The organism is Stenotrophomonas sp. DR822 (genome assembly GCF_019793815.1).
Classification (GTDB): Bacteria; Pseudomonadota; Gammaproteobacteria; order Xanthomonadales; family Xanthomonadaceae; genus Stenotrophomonas; species Stenotrophomonas indicatrix.
Window position 1 is genome coordinate 153,757 of the sequence record NZ_CP081826.1, and the last position, 21,251, is coordinate 175,007.

The following is a 21,251-nucleotide window of genomic DNA, read 5'->3' on the forward strand; positions in this document are numbered from 1 at the left end:
TGGCGGTACCGCCGCGGCCATCCAATCCCCTTCCAAGGAGCGTCGCATGAGCACACTGGTCATCCGCAACGCACGCATCACCACGCTTGATCCGCAACAGCCGCATGCGCAGGCACTGGCCGTGCAGAACGGCCGCATCGTTGCCGTGGGAAGCGACGAGGACATCATGCGCGGTTGGGGCAGCGAAGCCACGATCGTCGATGCGCAGGGGCGGCGCATCGTGCCCGGCCTCAATGACAGCCACACCCACCTGATCCGCGGTGGCCTGAACTACAACCTGGAACTGCGCTGGGATGGCCTGCGTTCACTGGCCGATGCGATGGCCATGCTGAAGGCGCAGGTTGACCGCACGCCCGCGCCGCAGTGGGTGCGCGTGGTCGGTGGATTCACCGCGACCCAGTTCACCGAGAAGCGCCTGCCGAGCCTGCAGGAGCTGAACGACATCGCTCCGGATACGCCGGTGTTCCTGCTGCACCTGTACGACCGCGCGCTGCTCAATCGCGCCGCGCTGCGTGCCTGTGGCTATACCAAGGAGACGCCGGACCCGCCCGGCGGACAGATCGTGCGCGATTCGCTGGGCAACCCGACCGGCCTGCTGCTGGCCAAGCCGAATGCATTGATCCTGTATGCGACCCTGGCCAAGGGGCCGAAGCTGCCGGTCGAGTACCAGGCCAATTCAACCCGCCATTTCATGCGCGAGCTGAACCGCCTGGGCATCACCTCGGTGATCGACGCTGGAGGCGGTTTCCAGAACTACCCCGAGGACTACCAGGTCATCGAGCAGCTGCATCGCGATGATCAGCTGACCGTGCGCATCGCCTACAACCTGTTCACCCAGAACAAGGGCAGCGAGGTCAGCGATTTCCGCGGCTGGAGCGAGATGCTGCAACCGCGCCAGGGCGATGACCTGCTGCGCCACAATGGCGCCGGCGAGATGCTGGTGTTCTCTGCAGCCGACTTTGAACTGTTCAACGAGCCGCGCCCGGAACTGCCACCGGAACTCGAGCCGGAGCTGCACGATGTGGTGAAGCTGCTGGTGGAGAAGCGCTGGCCGTTCCGCATCCACGCGACCTACGACGAAAGCATCAGCCGCATCCTCGACGTCTACGAGCAGGTCAACCGTGAGGTGCCGTTCGATGGCCTGCACTGGTTCATCGACCATGCCGAGACGATCACCCCTCGCAACATCGAGCGTATCCGCGCACTCAACGGCGGCATCGCCGTGCAGCACCGCATGGCCTACCAGGGCGAGGCATTCGTGCAGCGCTATGGCGTGCAGGCGGCGCGGCACACGCCACCGGTGAAGCGGATGCTGGCCGAGGGCGTGCCGGTCGGCGCCGGCACCGATGCTACCCGCGTGGCCAGCTACAACCCGTGGGTGGCGCTGTCGTGGCTGGTGACGGGACGCACCGTCGGCGGCCTGGCCCTGTACGGTGATGAAAACCTGCTGGAGCGCGAGCAGGCCCTGCGCCTGTGGACACAGGGCAGTGCCTGGTTCTCCGGCGACGAAGCGGTGAAGGGCACGCTGAAGGTGGGCCAGCTGGCCGACTTCATCCTGCTGTCGGCCGACTTCTTCCGCGTCGATGAGCAGCAGATCGCCGACATCACCAGCCTGCTGACCGTGGTGGGTGGCCGCATCGTGCATGGCGACGGCGACTACGCCGGGTTGGCGCCGCAGCTGCCTCCGGCGATGCCGGACTGGTCGCCGGTGAACCGCTTCGGGGGTTACCACGTCGGTGGCGGGGCGACCGGGTTGGCTGCGGCGCACCGTCATCACCACCATGGTGTGGCCTGCAGCACCCACGGTGCGCATGGCCACGCGGTCCGTCATCCCGCACCAACCGACGACCTGACCGCGTTCTGGGGCGCGATGGGGTGTTCGTGCTTCGTGTTCTGACCCTGGCATCGCTGGTGTTGCCGTCGTTGGCGCTGGCCTGCGACGGTGGCGCCTGTACCACGGTGGGCGACGGCCAGTTGCAGTGGGATGCATCACTGCGCCTGCGTGGCATGTACTACGCCCCGACCCGGTTTGGCGTCGGTGGTGGCGACGATGGCTACGGTCTGCTGCGTGCGCTGGCTTCTGCCTCCTTCGCGCAGGGTGACTGGCAGGCGAAGCTGCAGCTGGGTACGCATGCCGAGCGCGGCAAGGCCGGTGGCCCAGGTCGTACCGATCGCGGCGCGCTGGACGTGCAGCAGGCGTACTGGCGCTGGTCCGACGCTGGCATGCACGTGCAGCTGGGCCGGCAGGAAGCGGGCTATGGCAGCTCGCGCCTGTTGTCGGTGCGCGACGGGCCGAACATCCGCCTGGCCTTCGATGGTGCGCGGGTGGGGTGGCAGGGCAGGCGGGGCGCACTGGACCTGATGGCGCTGCGCCCGGTCGAGAATCGCCCGGGCGCTTTCGATGACCGCGGTGAGCGCGGTGCACACCTGCTCGGCGCGTATGCGACCACGGCCAAGGGCGCCGGCATCAGCCAGTGGGACCTTTACCTGCTCGACTATCGTCGCGAGGGCGCGCGCTTCGCCGCGGGCAGCGGCACCGAGCGGCGGCAGACCCTGGGCGCGCGCTGGTTCGGCCAGTCGGGTGCGCTGGACTGGAATACCGAACTGGTGGCGCAGGGCGGTGAACTGCGGACGGTGACCGGCGATCTGGACATCCGCGCCTGGACCCTCGCCACCGATACCGGTTGGCGCTGGAGTGCGCTGCCGCTGCAACCGCGGCTTGGCCTGAAGGCCGACATTGCCAGCGGCGACGCAGACCCGGGTGATGGTCGTCTGGGTACGTTCAATGCGTTGTTTCCCAAGTCCGCCTATTTCAGCGAAGCCAGCCTGTTGGCACCGGCCAACCTGATGGATCTGCAACCGACACTGGCACTGCGCGTGCAAGAGGCGGTGACCACCGAGCTGGGTGTGCAGCTGGCCTGGAAGCATCGGCGCGCCGATGCGGTCTATACCACGCCGGCACCGTTGGCAGCGTTGCCCGGCAGTGCCGGAGGCGCACGCCGCATCGGTACCCAGTACAAATCCGAAACCCGCTGGCAGGTCAATGACCACTGGCAATGGCAGCTGCAGCTGGCCTGGGTCGACGCGGGTCCTGCACTGACGCAGGCCGGCGGCCGGGACACGCTGTTCGCCTCAATCGTTGGAGCTTGGCAATGGTGAACGCATCGGCGTCACAACACTCCCCGCAGGTCGATGGCGCATGGTCGCCGTTGAAGATCCGCATGTTCCGCTCGATCTGGCTGGCGATCCTGGCCAGCAACATCGGCACCTGGGTCAACGACGTGGCTGCGGCCTGGGTGATGGCCGAACGCACCGGTTCGGCGCTGATGGTCGCGCTGGTGCAGTCGGCCACCACCGTGCCGATCGTGCTGTTGGCGCTGGCGGCCGGGACCCTGGCCGACATCGTCGACCGCCGCAAGTACCTGCTGTTCACCCAGGGCTGGATGCTGCTGGTGGCGGCAGCGACCGCCGTGCTCACGGCATTGGACCTGCTGACGCCGCAGCTGCTGGTGCTGCTGACCTTCTGCATGGGCTGCGGTGCGGCAATGGCGATGCCGGCACAGGCCGCGATCGTCTCCGAGCTGGTTCCGCAGCCGATGCTGGCCTCGGCCGTGGCACTCAACTCCATCGGCATCAACATTGCCCGTTCCATCGGGCCGGCCATCGGCGGGGTGATCGTGGCCCAGCTGGGTGCGGTGTGGGCCTTCGGGTTCAACGCCATCACCTTTGCCGCCATGCTGTTCGTGGTGTGGGGCTGGAAGCGTGATCCGAAGGCGTCCAGCCTGCCGCCCGAAGGGTTCGGCGCTGGCCTCAAGGCGGGCCTGCGCTACGCCAGCCGTGCCGGTCGCCTGCAGGCGGTACTGATCAAATCGGCCGGCTTCTTCTTCTTTGCCGCGGCGATGAACGCGATGCTGCCGGTGGTGGTGCGCGGGCAGATGCAGGGCGGAGCGGGTCAGTACGGCGTGCTGCTGGGTTGCATCGGCATCGGTGCGGTGGGCGGTGCGCTGCTGCTGCCGAAGCTGCGGGCCAGGCTTGACCGCGACCTGCTGGTGCTGCTGGCCACCTTGTCGCTGGCAGCAAGCCTGGCCGGCCTGGCGCTGACCCGCAGCTGGTACGTGTTGCCGCTGGTGATGCTGGTCAATGGCTTTGCCTGGATCACCGTACTGTCTTCGTTGCAGATCGCAGCACAGACGGCGGTGCCGGCCTGGGTGAGGGCGCGTGCGCTTGCCCTGTACATCATGGTGTTCTCGGCCGGCATGGCGGCCGGTGGCCTGAGCTGGGGTGCACTGGCGCAGCGCACGTCGCCCGAGCTGGCACTGCTGGTGGCTGCAGCCGGCGCGGTCATCGGCGGCCTGCTGGTGTGGCGGGTACGCATTGCAGGCGCCGAAGATCTGAACCTGAGTCCGGCCGGGCACTGGCCCGCACCGGAACTGTCGGTGCCGGTGTCGAATGATCGCGGACCGGTGCTGGTGACCATCGAATATCGCATCGATGCCGCCGACCGCGCCGCGTTCCAGGCGCAGATGCGCACGCTGGGAACGATCCGTCGACGCGATGGCGCCGTGGTCTGGGGCGTGGTCGAGGATGTGGCGACCCCGGGCATCCATCTGGAGTATTTCGTCGCAGCATCGTGGCTGGAGCACCTGCGCCAGCATGAACGCATCACCGCTGACGACAAGGCGATCCAGGAGGCGCTGCGCGCGCTGCATCGCGGCGAGCGCGCGCCGGTGGTGCGTCACTTCGTTGGCGGCCATGATCCATTGCCGGCGGCGGCGCCGCATCACCACAGCGATATCTGATGGACCCGTGATGGAAGCTGGCCGCTGGCCGGCTCCAAGGCAGGAGCGGCGGCGCACGGGCGCCGCCGCGATACGTCATCTGCGTGCGAATGCCAGCAGGTCGGCGTTGAACTGATCGGCATGGGTCAGGGTGAGGCCGTGCGGTGCACCGGCGTACACCTTCAGTTCTGCGTTGCGGATGATCTGCGAGGACAGCTTGGCCGAAGCATCGAAGGGCACGATCTGGTCGTCATCGCCATGCACCACCAGAGCCGGCACGTCGATCTTCTTCAGGTCGTCGGTGTAGTCCACCTCCGAGAATTCGTGGATGCAGTCGTACTGGCCTTTCACGCCGCCCAGCATGCCCTGCAGCCAGAACGAATCACGCATGCCTTCGGTGACGCTGTTGCCATCACGATTGGCGCCGAAGAACGGCGTGGCCAGATCCTTGAAGAACTGCGAACGATCGCCACCGGTGCCCTTGCGGATGCCGTCGAACACTTCCAGCGGGGTACCGGCCGGATTGCCTTCGGTCTTCAGCATCAGCGGCGGCACCGCGCCGACCAGCACCACCTTGGCCACGCGCTTGCTGCCATGGCGGCCGATGTAGTGCGCCACTTCGCCACCGCCGGTGGAATGGCCGACCAGGATCGCGTCCTTCACGTCCAGCGCATCCAGAACGGCAGCAAGGTCATCGGCGTAGGTGTCCATGTTGTTGCCGTCCCATGTCTGGCTGGAGCGGCCATGGCTGCGGCGATCATGGGCGATCACGCGGTAGCCGTTCTGGCCCATGAACAGCATCTGCGGGTCCCAGGCATCGGACGACAGCGGCCAGCCATGGGCGAATACGACAGGCTGGCCGGTGCCCCAGTCCTTGTAGAAGATGCGGGCGCCATCATTGACGGTCACGAAATTGCTCATTGCAGGTTCCTTGGCGAAACGGAGGGAAGACGCCTGCGGGTTGGCCGGCGCCTGCGGCAGTACAGCGCACGATGGGCGATGTGCATTGCACGGCTGTGCCGGATTGGCGTGGTCGTCACGCTGACGCGACTCGCTCTGGCGGCAGGCCGGTGCTGGTGGCAACCATGGCCATCGGACGCGCGAGGGCCAGTCATGAAGATGCCGGGATGGGCAGTGCTGCCTGCATTGCTGTTGGCTGCTGTAGCGATGGCACAGACCAACGTCTACAAGTGCACCGGGGGTGAGCATCCGGTCTACCAGCAGACGCCCTGCCAGGGGCGCGCTGAGTGGCGCTGGGAAGTGCCCGGTGCCGAGTCGAAGGCACGCGGGCCCACACCTGCAGTCGTGCAGCCTGCCCGCAGCGGTAGCAGGCGGACGCCACGGCGCGGGCGCGCACAGGGCGCGCTGATATCGATCACGGCTGACCCGCGTGGCTGCGAGCGGGCGCGCCGGCGGCAGGTGGCAACGCTGGCCAGGCCGCGCAGGCTCGATTACCTGCAGCGCAGGCAGCTGGATGACGCCGTACGCGAGGCCTGTCGTTGAGCACAACGAAAAACGGCACCCGAAGGTGCCGTTCTGGTCTACAGGCCCGGAAGACCTCAGCGGCCGTCGCTGGCGGCGGCCGGTGCCGTCGCCGCATCCGGCTTGGGCAGGCTCAGCTCCGGGTTGCCCTGTTCGGCCTGCAGGATCTGGATCCGTCGCTGCAGCGCATCGAGCTGGCTGTTGGTGCTCTGCACGTCGGTGCTCAGGCTGACCGCCTGCTGCTGGGCCTGCTGCAGCGCTGCGCTGACCTGCGCCGACTGCGCCTGCTGCTGTTCCATTTCCTGCTGCAGGGTGCGCAGGCGTTCTTCGTTGTAGGCCACCAGGCGCTCGGTGTAGCGCTTGCCGGCTTCCAGCCGGGTGGTGTCGATGTAGACCTGCGCCAGCTGTTCGGACTGCTGCGCGAAGGTGCGGTAGACACGCTCGGCGTTGTCGACGGCATCGGTCTTGATCACCCGCCAGAAGTTCTTCTCCTGGAACAGGGCCACGTAGTAGGTCAGGGTATTGGCGTTGAACAGCAGGCTGGCGCCGTAGTTGCCGTTGTAGGTGGTACGCAGCTCGGTGAGCTGCTGCGCATCCATCAACTGCTTGAGTTCGTCGACGGTGTTGCGTACCACCGGTGCGGCCTTGGCCGGTTCGACCGCGGCAGTGCGATCGCCACGTGCGGCCAGCGCCGACGGCGCCACCACCATCATGGCCACGGCCAGCAGTGCTGCGCCGCGCCGATACCGGGCGAAGACGGTGCCCCCTGAAGTTTCTCGCATGTCTAGACCATCCACGGATGTAGTGTGGGTTGAGTTGAATGTGGTTCCCCGCCGCGAGTCTAGCATGGGCGCGGACGCCGCCAACCGGTGCCCGCGCGGGTCAGAAGACCAGCTGCGCCGAGCTGCACTGGATCGACTGCATGCTGACATCGGTGCGGCCCAGTTCCAGCCCGAGCAGGCTGGCCAGGGTGTTGGTCAGCAGGGTGCCGACGCTGTTGAGTACGGGCTTGAGCGCCGCCAGCACCGGGTTCAGCAGCGCACACAGCAGGCCACTGCAGGTGACGTTGTTGCCGGGGGTGGTCACGCCGCCGCCGTTCTGCCCATCCAGGAATCCGGCCGGGGCGGTCTGGATGTAGGACGCCAGGTTGGTGCGCACGCAGCCGTTGTAGTCGATCAGGTTGCCCAGCAGGCTGTCGCAGCGGTTGATCAGCAGGCCGCCGACCAGCGAGCCCAGCAGGCCGTCGAGCAGGCCCAGGCCCTGGCCGGTCACGGTGGCGCGGTAACCGGCCCAGACCGATCCATCTTCCCAGCAGGTGCTCAGGCCAATCAGGCAGGGCTTGGGTACGCCTTTGGTAACGGTCCAGTTGCCCAGCGGTGCGAGGTTGCGTGACGGATCGCCATCGCGCAGCAATGGAATCACCTGGTCCACGTTGTAACGCCCGCCGCTGGGGAAGGCCGCCTGCAGGTAACGGTCGGCCAGTGCCTTGGCGGTGTCATTGGCGCTCATGCCCTGCTTGGGTGAACTGAGCATGCCCGACAGCACGCGCAGCAGTTCGTTGACCAGGTCTGACACGGCGGTGCCGACGGCCAACGGGTTGATCCGGGTCGAGCCGGTCTGGCCTGCGGCCAGGGTCAGGCTCTGCGTGCTGGTCAGCGCCGGCAGGGTGACCTTGTCGTTGATCAGGGGCTGCCCCAGCAGCTTCAACAGCTGCTCGTTCTGCAGGGTCGCGTCGCAGACGTTGCTCTTGGAGAAGCGATCGGCCGCGTTGACCTTGCCGACACAGGCGCGCAGTACCGAGGAATCGACCTGGACGGTGGCCGTCGGCGGCGCCGCACCGCACTGGATGCTGGTCAGTGTCCCCATCGCATTGGCCACATCCACGTGCACTGGCAGATGCAAGCGGGTGCCGAGCAGGTTCAGCAGCGGACCAATCGCGAACAAGCGGTCGCTGTCGACGTCCACCATCAGCCGCACCTGCGCGTTGTACGCGCGCGCGCCGACGCCACCGATGGCGATCGACGGTGGCTCCACCACGCCGGCCTTGACGTCGATGCCCAGCAGGTTCAGGCCCTGCACCTGCACGCCATTGCCATCGTTGGCGATGGAGATCGCGGCGGTGACAAGATCCAGCACGTTGACCCTCGATTCCAGTGCGCTGCCGATGGTGCCGTCCGGTGAGATCACCTGCGCGAACAGGCCGCCGCCGCCGTTCTGGCTGCCCAGCAGAATGTTCAGCTGGTTGATGTCCAACCGCGTGCCGACCAGGTTGGACAACGCCTGCAGTTGTACGCCGACGGCAGTCTCGCGGCCCACCACCGTGGCAGTGGCATTGACCAGCTGTGCCAGTGATATGCGGTTGACCGACAGCAGCCGGTTGAAGTCGGCCACGCTGAGGTCGGCGGTCACCGGGATGCCCAGTGCCGCCAGCAGCCCCGACGGGGTGACGGTGGCCTGGGCCAGGCCGTCGTAGGACAGAATTGTTGCGTTGGTGACGTCCAGGCCGACAAGCCGAAGGGTCGCCATCAAGGGGGAGTTGCCATTGGTGCGCAGCAGCTGCGAACCCACTGCAAACACGGCGGTGGGTTCCGAACGCTTGGCCACCGCCTGCACGCGCAACGTGGGCAGCGTGCTGTTCTGGCCGAAGAACGGCAGCACGCCGCGTTCGGCAATGACCCGCACCGCGTTGCGTGGATTGCCTGCGTCCACGCTTGGGCTGAAGTGGTCAGCCGTTCCGCGGGTGGCATTCCAGTTGCCACACTGGATCTGCACCTGCCCAGGGAAGGTGTTCTGTGCGAGCGCATTCTGCCGGGCCGCGCTGTTGTCGGCGTTGTCGGGCCGGCACAGGTCCAGCCGTTGTGCGCCTGCCAGCGCAGCCAGATCGACCACCTTCTGCGCATCGCGCTTGGCCCAGAACAGGAAGCCGATCTCGATCAGGCCGAGCATGGCCAGCAGCGCGATCATCACCAGCATCATGGTGACCGACATACCGCCGCGCGGGCGACTGAAGCTGATGTGGCGTGCTCGGTTCATGGCGGGCCTCAGCGTCCGGATCGGGAGGATCCTGCGGACTTGGCGACGTCGGTTTCGAAGAATTGCGGAATGTCGTACTGGAAGCTCTTCAGGTAACGCGCGTAGCTGGATGTGGCCTGGTCGCCGAGGATCGGCAGGCGGGCACCGGCCACCTCGCCGGACGCTTGCAGGCGGAACAGGCTGCGGGTGGTGTCGCCGATCTGCGAGGTGTTGGGCTGCAACTGCGTGCCGCCGAAATCAGGCTTGGTTTCAGGGGCTGCGGGGGCTGCGATGGGCGCTGCGGCTGGTGGCGGCGATACGTCCACGGTAGCCAACGGCTCGCTGTGCAGGGGAGCGGCTGCCGGCGCGGGCGCGGCACCACCCAGCATCTGCCCGGTCAACGGTTGCTGCGGCGTCTGCGCCTGCACAACCGCAGCGAAAGACAAGCCGGCAAGCATCGGCAGCAGGCAACGGATCAGCGGCGTCGAGGTCATGGCGTGTTCCCGGTGGGATGGTCGGTGGAGCCGAAGCGTTCCAGCATCGAGGGCGGCAGTCGTGGCGGGTCGCGTTGGTCGCGGCCATCGCGGCGCGGTTCGGCGGCCAGGCGTGGGCCTGCGTTGGCGGGGGTGGCAGCTACCGAAGCAACCGGCCGTGTCGCTGCCGCCGCTGCAGCAGTGGCAGCGGCCTGGCGTTGCTGCAGCCGCGCGCGGATCTGCTGCGCCTGCTGTTCCACGCTGCGGCGGGTCTCCTCGCTGAAGCTGGCCTGTTGGGCCAGCCGTTCGAAGGTGGCCGTGTCGCCACGCAGTAGCGCCCACAGGGCAAGATTGGCGGTGGCCTTGGCATTGCCTGGCGACAGTTCCAGCGCCTTGGCCAGTGGCTCGCGTGCCTGTTCGAAGCGGCCGGCACGAAGCCGTGCATAGCCCAGGTCGCCGAGGTAATCGGTGTTCAGCGGGCTCAGCTGAGTGGCTCGTGCCAGCGCCTGTTCGCCACCCTGGTCGTCGTCGCGAAGGGCAGCGATCAGGCCCATGCCGTGTGCAGCGGCGGCGGCCTGCGGGCCATTGCCGAGTTCGCGGTACAGCGCCAGCGCCGCATCGATCTGGCCGGTCTGGCGCAGTGCGTCGGCCTGCAGCAGTCGCAGTGCAGGGGTATCGCCGTAGCGCTGGCGGAACGCATCCACGTGCGCCAGCGACGCATACCACGCGCCCTGCTGCTGCATCCGCTGGATCAGTTCCAGATAGGCGTTGCGGCTGTCCTGCGGGGCCGGCGTCGGCTCGGCCAGGCTCGGCGCACGCAGATACTTCGGCGTGGTGGAGCTGCAGCCGGTAGCGGCGGCAACCAGGGCAAGCAACAGGCAGGCGGGGCGCAGGACAGGCATGAAGGTCATCCCATTTTCGACAAGGTAGTGGCCAGCGCGACCAGCGCCGGTCCGGCCAGCACCAGCATCAGTGCCGGCAGCAGGGTCAGCATCATCACCACGGTCATCTTCACCGAGAGCTTGCCGACCTTTTCCTTCAGCGCGTTGCGGCGCTGCTCGCGCAGGCGGACGCTGAACTGGCGCAGCGGTTCCTGCACGGCACCGCCGTGGGCGTGCACCTGCAGGATCAACTGCACAAGGCTGGACAGATCGTCATCGCCGTACACATCGCTCAGCCGCCGCAGCGACTGCGCGCGCGTGCGCCCATGGGTGTAGGACACATTCGCTTCCTGGATTTCCCCACCCAGCACCGGCAGTGCATCGCGCAGCTTGTCGCCCAGTGTCTGCAGGCTCTGATCCATGCTGTAGCCCACGCCCTGCAGCAGGCGCAGCAGGTCGATCAACAGCGGCAGTTCATTGTTCACCGCGCGTCGCCGCCGCTTGACCCACGCACTGAGCGCGAACTTCGGCAGCAGCAGGCCAGCAGCCAGCGCGCCGATCACCACCATGATCCTCGACAACCCCGTGGCGTCACTCAGCGTCAGCGCAATACCCAGTACCAGCACCGCCAGCAGCAGCCGCAGGCCGAGGTAGATGGCGGTGCCGCGGCGGGTGTTCCAGCCGGCCAGGTCCAGCAGCAGGCGATCCTCACCGGCCAGCAGCGCCGCTTCCAGGCGTCCGCCGCTCAGTCCGCGGCCGAACTGCTCCAGCCAGCCCAGTGAGTCCTTGCGTGCGTCGGCCGCTGTGTCTTCGCTTTCGCGCGGACGCAGCGCTGTTTTCAACGTGGCCTCGCTGCGATCCTCGCGATGGCTGCGCACCCAGCTGCCAAGCCCCAGCAGGGCCACGCCGGCGGCCAACACCAGCAGGGCAGCCACGAACCAGATGCTGGCGCTCATTGGATGCCTCCTGCGTGGTCGGGGATGTTCATAGCGATTTGGCCAGGCGGTACAGCAGGAAGGCGCCGGTCAACTCCAGCGCCAGCGCGATCAGCAGGATCTTGTGGCCCAGTGGGTCATGCAGCACCGGCTGGAAAAAATCGGGGCTGGAGATCGCCATCAGCACCGCGCTGGCCGGTGGCAGGAGGCCCAGTACCCACGCCGACATGCGGGTTTCAGAAGTGGTTGCGGCCAGTTCCTGCTGCGCCTGTTCCAGGTCACGCATGAAGTCGCCCATGCGCTGCAGGATCTGGTCGGCACGGCCACCGATGCGCACGCTGACGCCCATCACCACCGCCAGCACCTTCAGCACGTCCATGCGGTAGGGCTGTGCGGCCAGGTTGAGCGCACGGTCAAGGTCCATGCCGCCACGTGCATAGCGCACCGTGGTGTCGAGCAGGCCGCGCAGCGGCGCGTTGGTCTGCATCGACGCGACCTGGAAGGCAGCCTGCAGGCTGTTGCCGAGCGCGGTAAGGCGCACCAGGTTGTCGAGGAAGTCCGGCAGCTGGTGCAGCAGCTGCGCCTGCAGCTTGCCGATACGGCGCATCAGCCACAGCCAGCAGCCCAGCAGGTACAGCAGCAGGGTCAGCGGGAACATCCAGAAGGTGCCCAGGCGCAACACTGCGAACGCGGACAGGGCGATGCCCGGCAGCAGCATCAGCAGCGGCAGCTTCCAGCCCGGTGTCAGGCCGGCACGCTGCAGCAGCCCGTTCCAGGGCAGGGCGCGGCGACCCGGCGTTGGCAGCGGCGCCGGCCGTGCTGCATCGGCCGGCGCGGCGACAGCGCCGGTGCCGCGCGCCAGCTGCTGCTCGGCATGCTGCAGCGAGGCCTGGCGCTGTTCGCGGCTGCTGGCCGTCCCCCACAGCCACACCGCCAGCGCCAGCAGCACCGACACGATGCTCAGCACACCCAGCAGCAGGCCGGTACCCATGCTCAGAAGTCTCCGTACAGGGATTCGCGCAGCAACTGCCGGAACGGCTCCAGCTTGTACGAATGTGGCTGGAAGCCGAGGCCGATCCAACGGTCGATTTCCTTGCCGCTGCCGTCGATCTGCACTTCGTGGCGGAACATCTCCTGGGTGGTGATCAGGTTGTCGCTGACGCCGGTGATTTCAGTGATGGATACCAGCACCCGGCGGCCGCTGCCCAGGCGCGAGATCTGCACGATGAAGTCGATGGCACTGGCGATCTGCCGGCGCAGGCTGTCTTCGCTGCCCTGGAAGCCGGCGAAGCCGGCCAGCATCTCGATGCGGTACAGGCAGTCGCGCGGTGAATTGGCGTGGATGGTGGCCATCGATCCGTCATGGCCGGTGTTCATCGCCTGCAGCATTTCCAGCACCTCGGCGCCACGCACTTCGCCGACCACGATGCGGTCCGGGCGCATGCGCAGGCTGTTGCGTACCAGGTCGCGGATGCTGACCGCGCCCTGGCCTTCGGCGCCACCGATGCGGCTCTCCAGGCGCACCACATGCGGGTGGTTGAGCGAGAGCTCGGCGGTGTCTTCCACGGTGATGACGCGTTCGTTGGCCGGCACATAGCTGGCCAGCGCATTGAGCAGCGAGGTCTTGCCCGAGCTGGTGCCACCTGACACCAGGATGTTGCAGCGGCCCAGCACCATCGCCTTCAGCAGCGCCTGCATCGGCGCATCGAAGGTGCCCTTGGCCAGCAGTTCGTCGGGGGTGAACGGATCCTTGCGGAACTTGCGGATGGACACCATCGGCCCGTCCACCGCCAGTGGCGAGATGATCGCGTTGAGGCGGCCACCATTGGGCAGGCGTGCATCGACCATCGGATTGGAATCATCCAGGCGGCGGCCGAGCGGGGCGATGATGCGGCGCAGGATGCGCAGCAGGTGGGTGTCATCGGTGAAGCGCTGTGGCGCGCGTTTGAGCTGCCCGCCCTGGGAGACATGCACATCCTTGAAGCCATTGATCAGGATGTCTTCGATGGTGGGGTCATGCAGCAGGTCATCGAGCGGGCCGAACCCGGTCAGCTCCTTGACCAGGCCTTCGGCCACCACCTGCATTTCTTCTTCGTTGATGGGGATGCGCCATTCCTGGATGAAACTGACCGTCTGCACTTCCACCCAGCGGGCGATGGTGTCGGGGGCCCAGGAATCGATGTCGATGCGCTCGTCTTCGATGCTGTTGAGCAGATGCTCGTGCGCGGCCGACAGCACCTTCTGGTACTGCTCGGTCTGTGCGAACGGCAGGCTGCCCGGTGCATGCTCCGGCACCGTGCTGCGGGCGACAACGTGCGGGAACGGGGTCACTTTGTCTTCCATTGCGATCCACCCAGGGCAAGGGCAAGTCTTTCCCGCAGGCCGTGCGCCTGGACCGGGCAGGCAGCCGGATCCAGGTGTTGCACCAGCGGGGCGAGGGCATGCAGGTACGGGTCGCGCGGCGCATCCTGCAGCAGCAGATGGCCATGGCTGGCGGAGGCGCGTACCCGCGACCGCTCGGGCAGGGTGGCCAGCAGCGGCAGCTCGAAGCGGCGCGCGATCTGTTCGGGGCTCATGCCACTGTTGTCGTCGTGGCGGTTGATCACCAGCTGCAGTCGCTTCTCGCGGTCGCGCTGGCCGGAAAGGTGCTTCAGGGCGTGGTCCAGCGACACCAGGGTGGCGATCGATGCGTCGGCCACCAGCCAGATTTCATCGGCCTGGTCCAGCAGCAGCGGTGGCAGCTGCCGCAGCGGGCAGCCACCGGCATCGCACAGTACGCTGGAAAACACGCCGCGCAGTCGTTGCAGCAGCGCACCAGGATCGGAGGGCGGCAGTGCGTCGCTGCCGCTGGCACGGTCGAGCAGGACCAGCCCGCTGGTGTGCCGGGCCATCGCCGTGCGGGCCAGGGTGGCATCGATGCGGCTGGCATTGCGCAGCGCGTCTTCGTAGTGGAAGCGGCTGTCCAGGTTGAGGTACAGGGCGAGGTCGCCGGCCGGCTGCGCCAGCTCCATCAGCAGCCCGTCCTGCACGGCCGCATCGCCCTGGGCCAGGGTGCGGGTCTGCTGTGCGAGCACCGACAGGTGTGCGGCCAACGTGCTGGTGCCGACGCCAGCGCGCACGCCCAGCAGCACGATCAGGCGCGCCTTGTGCGCCTGCTGTGCGCTTGCGGCGGGGCGCGGTGACAAAGCGCGACGCAGGGCGGCTTCGATGCCGGTGTTGTCACTGTCCAGGTCCAGTACATCGCGCAGGCCGGCGCGCAGCGCCATCACCACGCCTTCCACCTGGCCGGCGCTGGTGGCGCCCACGGCCACCAGAGTCAATTCGGGTTGGGTCTGCTGCAGTTGCTGCGCCAGTACCGTCGATGCCGAGGCATGCTCCGGGCGGAAGTCCAGCAGCACCAGGTTCTGCGGGCCACGCTGCAGGTCCTGGGCCGAGGTCGGCTCGCTGCTGTCCTGCCAGTGCAGTGCCGTGGTCGGCGGCAGCTTGGCAGCCAGGCGCGGAAGCAGTTCACGGTCGATCCCGTACAGGACCAGGTTCATCGGTGGTCCTTGCGGGTGCAGCGGCAGGGCAGTGGCGTAGGGCATGGGCGTAGTACCGGAGACGTCATGCAGGTCAGCGCGAGAAACCGGGAACCGGATCGCGGCTGATCGGGCCAAGCAGCCACGCGCCCCATTCGGGCATGTTCGGCTTGGCTTCGCGATCGCCGGGCAGCGGCAGTTCGGTATTGCGGGCAATCGGCTGTACCAACCGCGGGGTGACGATGATCACCAGTTCCTTGTCCTGGCGCTTGTAGTCGAAGTTGCGGAAGAACGTACCGATGATCGGCAGGTCGCCGAGCAGCGGAATCTTGTTGACCGTCGAGGCCACGGTGGAGCTGACCAGGCCGCCGATGACGAAACTCTCACCATCGCCAAGCTCGACGGTGGTGTCGGCGCGGCGGGTGGTGATCGAAGGGATCTGCACGCCGTTGAGCGCGATCGCATTGGTGTAGTCCAGGTCGCTGGCTTCCGGGGCAACCTTCAACGCAATGCGGTTCGGTGAGAGCACCGTGGGAGTAACGGTGAGGCCGATGCCGAAGGGCTTGTAGGTAACCGTGGTCGTGCCGAGCCCCTGCGGCTCCAGGATCGGCAGTTCGCCACCGGCCAGGAAGCTGGCGCTCTGCCCGGACAGCGCGACGAGAGTGGGCTCGGCCAGCACGCGCGCCATGCCGTTGGCCTGCAGCAGGTCGACATCGGCGTTCCACAAGCCCTTGGTCGAACCGAACACCAGCCTGAACGCCGAGGAGATCGGTGACTCGCTTTCGTTGCTCGACTCACCTTCCTTCATGCCAGGCAGGATGCCGGTGTTGCCTGGCAGCTGCCCGCCCGGCCGCGCGAATCCATAGGCGAAACCACCGTTGCGGTTCTGGAAGTTGATGCCGATCTGCTTCAGCGCGGTCTTGTTGAACTCGACCACCTTCACCTCGACCTGCACTACGCCGCCGCTGCTGATAGTGGAGGCATCGGCCAGGCTGCCGTCCTTGCCGAGCGCCATCACCGCGGTCTTCTGCTCCTGCATGTGCGCCAGCACGCTGTCGCTGCTTCCCTGCAGCAGCCCCTGCTGGTCCTGCTGGGTGAACACCAGCCCGCTGGAGCCGGCATCGGCGGCGCCCTGCACGGCACTCTGCACCCGCACCTGCACGCGCTGCGGTTCGCTTTGCTTGCGGTGCCACAGCAGCAGGGTGGTGGTGCCCGGTGCCTTGCCTACCAGCAGCGCCTGGCGTGCGCCGCGCAGCATCACGATGTCAGCCACGCCGGGGTCGGCGATGGCAACCCGTTCCAGATCGGCCGGCAGCGTCCATGGCCGCTGTTCGCGGGTCTGCAGCAGCAGATCGTCGGCAGCCACGCTCGCACCCGGTGCCAGCAGCACCAGCAGTAGGGCCAGCCAGCGCTGGCGGACAGTGGGGCGTAGGCGGTGGCGACGTTCAGTCATGTGCGCTCTCGGCAAGGGTCAAAGGGAGCCACGGGGGGCAGCAGTGTCACCGCGGATGATTTCGATGCCTGCCGGTCGCGGCGTCGAGCGACGCTGCACCGGTGCACGCGCCGGCGTTTCGTGAACGCTGCGCTGCACGCTGCTGCCGCGGCCAGCCAGCGCATCGCCATCCAGGCCGGCGTAGGCGTTGTTCTCCGGTCGCTGCAGGGCCTGCTGTTGCTCGTTGTCCAGGCCGCGCACCGGGTCCAGCACGCCGCGCGCCTGTGGGAACAGCGCCACATCCGGCAGGCCGGTATCGGCGGGATTGCGCAGGGCGAGGAACAGCTTGCCCTGCTGTGCGCCGAGCAGCAGGCGGTTGGCGTCGGCCACTGGCACCGCCAGCACCGCGGTGCGTGCGGGCTGCGTGGCATCGCTGCCGTTTCCGTTGCTGTGGGCGCTGCTGGAACCGCTGGTGATATCGGCTGCACGTGAGTCGTTGCCTGCCGTGGCCGGGGCCTCGCCCTGGCTGCCCGTCGGGGCTGCTGCGATATCCTGCTGTCCGTAGCTGAGCACGCGCAGGCGTGACAGCAGCAACCGCGTCTGTGCGATGTCCTGCTGGCCGTTGTAGCTGGTAGCGGCGCTGCGCAGGTTGAGGAAGACGTCGACGAAATCACCGGGCAGGATGCGGTTGCCGGCCGCGACCAGCTCATCGACCGGCACCGCCAATGCCCGTTCACCCGGCCGCAGCTGCAGCGAGAATCCTTGTGCGAGCAGGCTGGCAGCAATCGCGCTGCCTTCGCTGATGTCCTGCACCGGCACCTTGCCAACCACCGCCGCCAGGTCGTTCACCGCTCCCGGCACTTCCGCTGTGCGTTGCGTCAGCCGCACGCCATTGGCGCTGATCGGCTCGCCGGCGGGTAGCCGCGCGGTGGCTTCAACGACACTGAAGGTCTGCGCATCGGCCTTCACGATCGTGCTCGGGTTGTCCGCCGAGGCCGCAGGCTTGCGCCCGATCACGAAGGCCACCACGGCCAGCAGCACGGCGAGCGCAATCAGTGCGATGGCGGCGATGCGGGTCAACTTGAGCATGAAGAACGTCTCCTGTACCGATCGTCAGTTGCTGCCAAGGTCCAGCTGGGCGACCGCGACGCTGCGGATGGGGGCCTGCATCACCCAGCCATAGAGCGTGGCGGTGCCGGGCAGGAAGGGATGGGATGCATAGTCGTAGCTCACCGTCACGGTCATGCATTGCACCGTCGCCAAGCCGGCGCAGGGCGCCTGCGGCGAGACCACGATGGCGCCGGTGCCGCCGCCGCTGCAGTCCGGGTTCTGCCCGGAAAACTGCAACAGCCATTGCATGGAGCGGCGGGCCGCCAGGCAGGCGGCGGTGCGCCGCTCGCCGGCGTTGCCAAAGCGCAGCGAAGCACGCGCGCCCTCGGCCGAGGCCGTCGCCAGCGTCTGCTGCGCGGCCATGATCAGCACGCCGGAAAAGGTGAGCAGCAGCAGCGGCACCAGGCCGAGCAGCAGCATCAATGCGAATTCGATGCTGGCCACGCCGCGTTGGCGTTGGCGTTGGCGTGCGAACGCTTTCATGCGACGCCTCCATAGGTGGTTGCCAACACCCAGCCAATCGCCGCGAAGGCCAGGTAGGCTGCGTAGGGAATGCCCTGTCGCCCCTCGCGCGCGGCATGCAGTTCGCGCAGGGCAGGGTGGCCAGTCAAGTGCGTGCTGGCGCGGTTTACCTGCATCTGCAGGCGCAGCGGCAGGTGACCGGCCAACTGCCGGCCGGCCAGCACCAGCACGGCGTGGGCGCCTGCGGCCAGGCTGGCCAGCACCCACACCGGCAGCAATGCCTTCCAGCCCAGCAGCAGGCCGAGCACGGCGAAGAACTTCACGTCGCCGGCGCCCATCCAGCGCACCGCATAGAACGGCAGCAATGCCAGCAGGCCAACGACGGCGCCCAGCAGGTGTGGCGCCCAGGCCGTGGGCGTGGCATTGAACTGGCCGGCGATGATCAGGGGCACGGCGGTCGCGCACGCGGCCAGCAGCCAGGTGTTGGGCACGCGGCGGGCATACAGATCGCTGATCGCGATCCGCAGGCACACTCCCATGGCCAGCAATCCCAGCAGTGTCATCGCACACCCTCGTTGTCCGTCACTGGACAGTTGCAGAACCCCTCATCGGCCACCGCGGCCGCCATCGAAGCGACCGCAGGTGCTGCACCCTGCGCGCTGGCTAGGTGGTGGTGGCGTCGGTGGCAATGGCCTGCAGGCGGGTGAACAACGTGGTGAAGAACGCGGTGATCTGGGTTCTGCCCACCACGATCAGGATGCCGGCGATCACGGCGGCCAGCAGCCCGTATTCGAGCGCGGTCACGCCATCTTCTTCTTTCAGGAACTTGCGGATCGATGCGTTCATGACGGTTGTCTCCCTCTACCTGTCAGTTGCTGCAGGACACCTGCATGGGCGGTGGCCCGGCTCCGCCGGGACCGTCCGTAGGCCCCCGCCATCCTGGCGGAGGAGGCACGGCGGGCAATCCCGCTGTGCTCAAGCAGGGTGATCATTCCCGGGCAGGGCAGCGGCCGCGCAACCACGACCACCCAGCTCCAGGCCGGTGGTCGAGACGGTATCTCGTACGTGCATGGTCATGCTGTCCCCCTGGGTGTGGCCGCTGTCCGCGTGCCCGATCACCGTGTATTCGACTTTGCCTGAATGGCGGTTCCCTGCAACCGGAACCTATATGCAAATTCGGCAGATTCGCTGGATGCCTGAATATTCCGGCGCGGATCTGTGACGTAAATCCGTTCCTGCGCAAAACCATTCATGGTCGTGCAGATAATGTGATGCCCGCCCGCGCATGCGAAAACCATGCCATCGACGCGCACATTTTCTTCACGCAATCGATAATTCCGCAGCGTCGAAACATCCTGTTTACGGCTGTCGATTATCGCGCATACTCGCATTCAAGGTTTTGCATTTTCAGGGAGGGACGCGCGCGCATCGCAGCGTCCATCTCGGCAACGGACGATGCTCTTGGAAACGGCGTGCGCCCTGTCAGGCAGTGGGGGCGGGGTCGTGCGGCAGGCCAAACGGGGGACGACACTGTCATGGTCGATGGTGGGGTGGAAGACAACGACGACGGCGATCTCAGGTCGATCGACCTGGCCACGCTGAGCGGCGTGCTCCGCGTGTGCGATGTGGAACTGTTGCTGCTGGATGGCAATGGTCCGCGCGCGGCATTCGCTTCGCGCGTACACGAGGAAGCCCTGTTCTGCAGCATTACCTGTGGCTTCCACTGCCGCGGCCGCTTCATGCTGCCGCCGGACTGGGCAATGCTCGGCTACCTGCACACCACCGATGATGCATTGAGCTGGTGCCATGGCGTGCCGCTGACGCCGGGCATGGCCTTGACCGTGATGCCTGAAGGCATCAGTGAATTCACTCTCAGCCCTGGTACCCAGATGACGCTGATGCTGGTGCCGGTCGCGCGCGTGCAGCGCAAGTTGACCGAGCTGAGCCTGCGCAGCACGCCACCGGCGGGGCAGGCGCTTTCATTGTTCAACCTTGGCGATGATGCGATGCCGTTGGTACGCCATTACCAGCAACTGCACGCGCAGCTGGGGCAGGGCGGTGGGCTGCAGCCGGAAGAAACCGAGCGCCTGCTGCACGAGCATGTCCAGGCGCTGCTCGGTGCCGGCCCAGCCGATCGGCCCAGTTGCAGCCGCGCCCGCCGCACGCATTACCTGATCGCGCAGCGGGCGGAGAATTTCATGCGCCTCAATCTTCGCCGCAATATCTACATGAATGAAATCTGCGATGCCGCCGGCGTCAGCGAGCGTGGCCTGCGCTATGCGTTCGAGGATCTGTTCGGCACCTCGCCCAATCGCTACCTGTCGATGCTGCGGCTGTGCGCGGCCTGCCGCAGCCTGTCGATGGCCGATTCCAACCGGCGCTCGGTCAAGGCCATCGCCCTCAGTTGCGGGCTGTGGGATCTTTCCCGCTTTGCCGACAACTACCGGAAAGTGTTCGGCGAACTGCCGCGTGACACGTTGATGCGCGCGCCGGCACAGCTCGGCCAGCCAGCCTGAGGGGTATCGGCCGGGCTGCCGCCCGGCACCCGCAGAGGCAAGGGCAACGGCAACTGCCGAAAGCAAAAGCAGGTTTCCTGTGGAATGGCGGGGTGGGTCCGGTTGCGGGGGGCGCCGTAAACCCCCATACCGGCCCAGCCGCTGGCGGCTGTGCGTTCGGGCGCTTGCGAAGCAGTGCTTCGCAAGCAAAGCGCCCTCACCCTTGGGGGCTTGGCCGCGGCATCCATGCCGCGGACACCCCCGCAACCGGACCCACCCCGCCTTCGACAGTTTCCCGCGCGCTTTGGATGTAGCGCCGGGCCATGCCCGGCCGAGGGAAAGTCGGATCATCAATTTCGATTTAGATCGAAATAATCACTGAAAATCAAAGATCGATCATGTCGACAGTGAATGCACGACGGCAGATCCAACCGTCGTGGGGAAACTGTCACAGGTGGGGCGGTGTGGGCTTGCAGGACCGTTGGCGCCATGGATGGCGCCATCGAGCCCCCATGGACGGGTTTACGGCGTGTCCTGCAAGCCCACACCGCCCCGCCAACCCGCAGAAAACCCAGAGCCGGCTGTTGCTTTGGCTTTGGCTTTGGCTTTGGTTTTCGCCTCTGCGGGTGCCGGGCGGCAGCCCGGCCAGCCCTCCCTGCCGGATTTGCATATG

19 protein-coding genes are annotated in these 21,251 nt (G+C 67.0%); 5 read left to right on the plus strand and 14 right to left on the minus strand.

Features of this window, described 5'->3' with window-relative positions; genetic code table 11:
• Nucleotides 1-46 precede the first annotated feature (46 nt).
• The 3 genes from K5K93_RS00805 to K5K93_RS00815 are packed head-to-tail and all read left to right on the plus strand — an operon-like array spanning nt 47 to nt 4,799.
• Entirely contained in the window at nt 47-1,897 is a 1,851-nt protein-coding gene (locus tag K5K93_RS00805; RefSeq protein WP_222390913.1) for an amidohydrolase, read from the plus strand.
• Nucleotides 1,876-3,159 carry an alginate export family protein gene (locus tag K5K93_RS00810; RefSeq protein WP_222389170.1) on the plus strand — a complete coding sequence of 428 codons (1,284 nt, stop codon included), beginning with the start codon at nt 1,876-1,878 and terminating at the stop codon, nt 3,157-3,159. The genes K5K93_RS00805 and K5K93_RS00810 overlap by 22 nt, the downstream gene beginning before the upstream one ends.
• A complete protein-coding gene (locus tag K5K93_RS00815) occupies nt 3,153-4,799 on the plus strand; it encodes an MFS transporter (RefSeq protein ID WP_059064418.1) in 1,647 nt (548 codons plus the stop codon). The genes K5K93_RS00810 and K5K93_RS00815 overlap by 7 nt, the downstream gene beginning before the upstream one ends.
• Before the next feature lie 75 nt (nt 4,800-4,874).
• Here K5K93_RS00815 and K5K93_RS00820 read toward each other — a convergent pair whose 3' ends face one another.
• Nucleotides 4,875-5,699: an alpha/beta hydrolase gene (locus tag K5K93_RS00820; protein WP_025878533.1), complete on the minus strand. Its 825-nt coding sequence runs from the start codon at nt 5,697-5,699 to the stop codon at nt 4,875-4,877.
• Nucleotides 5,700-5,897: 198 nt separating this feature from the next.
• Between K5K93_RS00820 and K5K93_RS00825 the strand changes: the two genes are divergently transcribed.
• Nucleotides 5,898-6,281, plus strand: a complete 384-nt coding sequence (locus K5K93_RS00825) for a hypothetical protein (protein ID WP_032975354.1) — start codon at nt 5,898-5,900, stop codon at nt 6,279-6,281.
• 56 nt (nt 6,282-6,337) lie between these two features.
• Here K5K93_RS00825 and K5K93_RS00830 read toward each other — a convergent pair whose 3' ends face one another.
• The 13 genes from K5K93_RS00830 to K5K93_RS00890 all read right to left on the minus strand — a co-directional run bounded on the left by K5K93_RS00830 (nt 6,338) and on the right by K5K93_RS00890 (nt 18,929).
• Nucleotides 6,338-7,042 carry a DUF2968 domain-containing protein gene (locus K5K93_RS00830; RefSeq protein WP_222389171.1) on the minus strand — a complete coding sequence of 235 codons (705 nt, stop codon included), beginning with the start codon at nt 7,040-7,042 and terminating at the stop codon, nt 6,338-6,340.
• A gap of 100 nt (nt 7,043-7,142) precedes the next feature.
• A complete protein-coding gene (locus tag K5K93_RS00835) occupies nt 7,143-9,293 on the minus strand; it encodes a TadG family pilus assembly protein (protein ID WP_222389172.1) in 2,151 nt (716 codons plus the stop codon).
• Between the two features lie 8 nt (nt 9,294-9,301).
• Entirely contained in the window at nt 9,302-9,766 is a 465-nt protein-coding gene (locus tag K5K93_RS00840) for a DUF3613 domain-containing protein (RefSeq protein ID WP_222389173.1), read from the minus strand.
• On the minus strand, nt 9,763-10,647 hold the full coding sequence (locus K5K93_RS00845; protein ID WP_222389174.1) for a Flp pilus assembly protein TadD: 885 nt from the start codon (nt 10,645-10,647) through the stop codon (nt 9,763-9,765). The genes K5K93_RS00840 and K5K93_RS00845 overlap by 4 nt, the downstream gene beginning before the upstream one ends.
• A 5-nt stretch (nt 10,648-10,652) precedes the next feature.
• Nucleotides 10,653-11,582, minus strand: a complete 930-nt coding sequence (locus K5K93_RS00850) for a type II secretion system F family protein (protein ID WP_059064415.1) — start codon at nt 11,580-11,582, stop codon at nt 10,653-10,655.
• 28 nt (nt 11,583-11,610) lie between these two features.
• A complete protein-coding gene (locus K5K93_RS00855; RefSeq protein ID WP_222389176.1) occupies nt 11,611-12,552 on the minus strand; it encodes a type II secretion system F family protein in 942 nt (313 codons plus the stop codon).
• Between the two features lie 2 nt (nt 12,553-12,554).
• Nucleotides 12,555-13,904 (minus strand): CpaF family protein, encoded by a 1,350-nt coding sequence (locus K5K93_RS00860; protein ID WP_093818554.1) that lies wholly within the window; start codon nt 13,902-13,904, stop codon nt 12,555-12,557.
• Complete coding sequence (locus K5K93_RS00865) at nt 13,889-15,145, minus strand: fimbrial protein (protein ID WP_222389178.1); 1,257 nt, start codon at nt 15,143-15,145, stop codon at nt 13,889-13,891. Before K5K93_RS00865 ends, K5K93_RS00860 begins: the two co-directional genes overlap by 16 nt.
• A 28-nt stretch (nt 15,146-15,173) precedes the next feature.
• Complete coding sequence (locus K5K93_RS00870; protein ID WP_025878543.1) at nt 15,174-16,532, minus strand: type II and III secretion system protein family protein; 1,359 nt, start codon at nt 16,530-16,532, stop codon at nt 15,174-15,176.
• Nucleotides 16,533-16,550: 18 nt separating this feature from the next.
• Nucleotides 16,551-17,600, minus strand: a complete 1,050-nt coding sequence (gene cpaB / locus K5K93_RS00875) for a Flp pilus assembly protein CpaB (RefSeq protein ID WP_222389180.1) — start codon at nt 17,598-17,600, stop codon at nt 16,551-16,553.
• Between the two features lie 24 nt (nt 17,601-17,624).
• Nucleotides 17,625-18,104, minus strand: coding sequence for a TadE/TadG family type IV pilus assembly protein (locus tag K5K93_RS00880; protein ID WP_093818550.1), 480 nt, complete (start codon nt 18,102-18,104; stop codon nt 17,625-17,627).
• Nucleotides 18,101-18,646: an A24 family peptidase gene (locus K5K93_RS00885; protein ID WP_222389183.1), complete on the minus strand. Its 546-nt coding sequence runs from the start codon at nt 18,644-18,646 to the stop codon at nt 18,101-18,103. Before K5K93_RS00885 ends, K5K93_RS00880 begins: the two co-directional genes overlap by 4 nt.
• Before the next feature lie 100 nt (nt 18,647-18,746).
• Nucleotides 18,747-18,929, minus strand: coding sequence for a Flp family type IVb pilin (locus K5K93_RS00890; protein ID WP_025878547.1), 183 nt, complete (start codon nt 18,927-18,929; stop codon nt 18,747-18,749).
• A 689-nt stretch (nt 18,930-19,618) separates the two neighbouring features.
• Here K5K93_RS00890 and K5K93_RS00895 point away from each other — a divergent pair.
• Complete coding sequence (locus tag K5K93_RS00895; protein ID WP_025878548.1) at nt 19,619-20,599, plus strand: helix-turn-helix domain-containing protein; 981 nt, start codon at nt 19,619-19,621, stop codon at nt 20,597-20,599.
• Nucleotides 20,600-21,251: the final 652 nt, after the last annotated feature.

Excerpts from the sequence above, each read along its gene's own strand:
- K5K93_RS00820 (WP_025878533.1), bottom strand. The coding sequence starts at position 5,699 with ATGAGCAATTTCGTGACCGTCAATGATGGCGCCCGCATCTTCTACAAG.
- K5K93_RS00805 (WP_222390913.1), top strand. The coding sequence starts at position 47 with ATGAGCACACTGGTCATCCGCAACGCACGCATCACCACGCTTGATCCG.
- K5K93_RS00840 (WP_222389173.1), bottom strand. The coding sequence starts at position 9,766 with ATGACCTCGACGCCGCTGATCCGTTGCCTGCTGCCGATGCTTGCCGGC.
- K5K93_RS00865 (WP_222389178.1), bottom strand. The coding sequence starts at position 15,145 with ATGCCCTACGCCACTGCCCTGCCGCTGCACCCGCAAGGACCACCGATG.
- K5K93_RS00845 (WP_222389174.1), bottom strand. The coding sequence starts at position 10,647 with ATGCCTGTCCTGCGCCCCGCCTGCCTGTTGCTTGCCCTGGTTGCCGCC.
- K5K93_RS00850 (WP_059064415.1), bottom strand. The coding sequence starts at position 11,582 with ATGAGCGCCAGCATCTGGTTCGTGGCTGCCCTGCTGGTGTTGGCCGCC.
- K5K93_RS00815 (WP_059064418.1), top strand. The coding sequence starts at position 3,153 with ATGGTGAACGCATCGGCGTCACAACACTCCCCGCAGGTCGATGGCGCA.
- K5K93_RS00860 (WP_093818554.1), bottom strand. The coding sequence starts at position 13,904 with ATGGAAGACAAAGTGACCCCGTTCCCGCACGTTGTCGCCCGCAGCACG.
- K5K93_RS00835 (WP_222389172.1), bottom strand. The coding sequence starts at position 9,293 with ATGAACCGAGCACGCCACATCAGCTTCAGTCGCCCGCGCGGCGGTATG.
- cpaB (WP_222389180.1), bottom strand. The coding sequence starts at position 17,600 with ATGCTCAAGTTGACCCGCATCGCCGCCATCGCACTGATTGCGCTCGCC.
- K5K93_RS00855 (WP_222389176.1), bottom strand. The coding sequence starts at position 12,552 with ATGGGTACCGGCCTGCTGCTGGGTGTGCTGAGCATCGTGTCGGTGCTG.
- K5K93_RS00885 (WP_222389183.1), bottom strand. The coding sequence starts at position 18,646 with ATGACACTGCTGGGATTGCTGGCCATGGGAGTGTGCCTGCGGATCGCG.
- K5K93_RS00890 (WP_025878547.1), bottom strand. The coding sequence starts at position 18,929 with ATGAACGCATCGATCCGCAAGTTCCTGAAAGAAGAAGATGGCGTGACC.
- K5K93_RS00870 (WP_025878543.1), bottom strand. The coding sequence starts at position 16,532 with ATGACTGAACGTCGCCACCGCCTACGCCCCACTGTCCGCCAGCGCTGG.
- K5K93_RS00880 (WP_093818550.1), bottom strand. The coding sequence starts at position 18,104 with ATGAAAGCGTTCGCACGCCAACGCCAACGCCAACGCGGCGTGGCCAGC.
- K5K93_RS00895 (WP_025878548.1), top strand. The coding sequence starts at position 19,619 with ATGGTCGATGGTGGGGTGGAAGACAACGACGACGGCGATCTCAGGTCG.
- K5K93_RS00830 (WP_222389171.1), bottom strand. The coding sequence starts at position 7,042 with ATGCGAGAAACTTCAGGGGGCACCGTCTTCGCCCGGTATCGGCGCGGC.
- K5K93_RS00825 (WP_032975354.1), top strand. The coding sequence starts at position 5,898 with ATGCCGGGATGGGCAGTGCTGCCTGCATTGCTGTTGGCTGCTGTAGCG.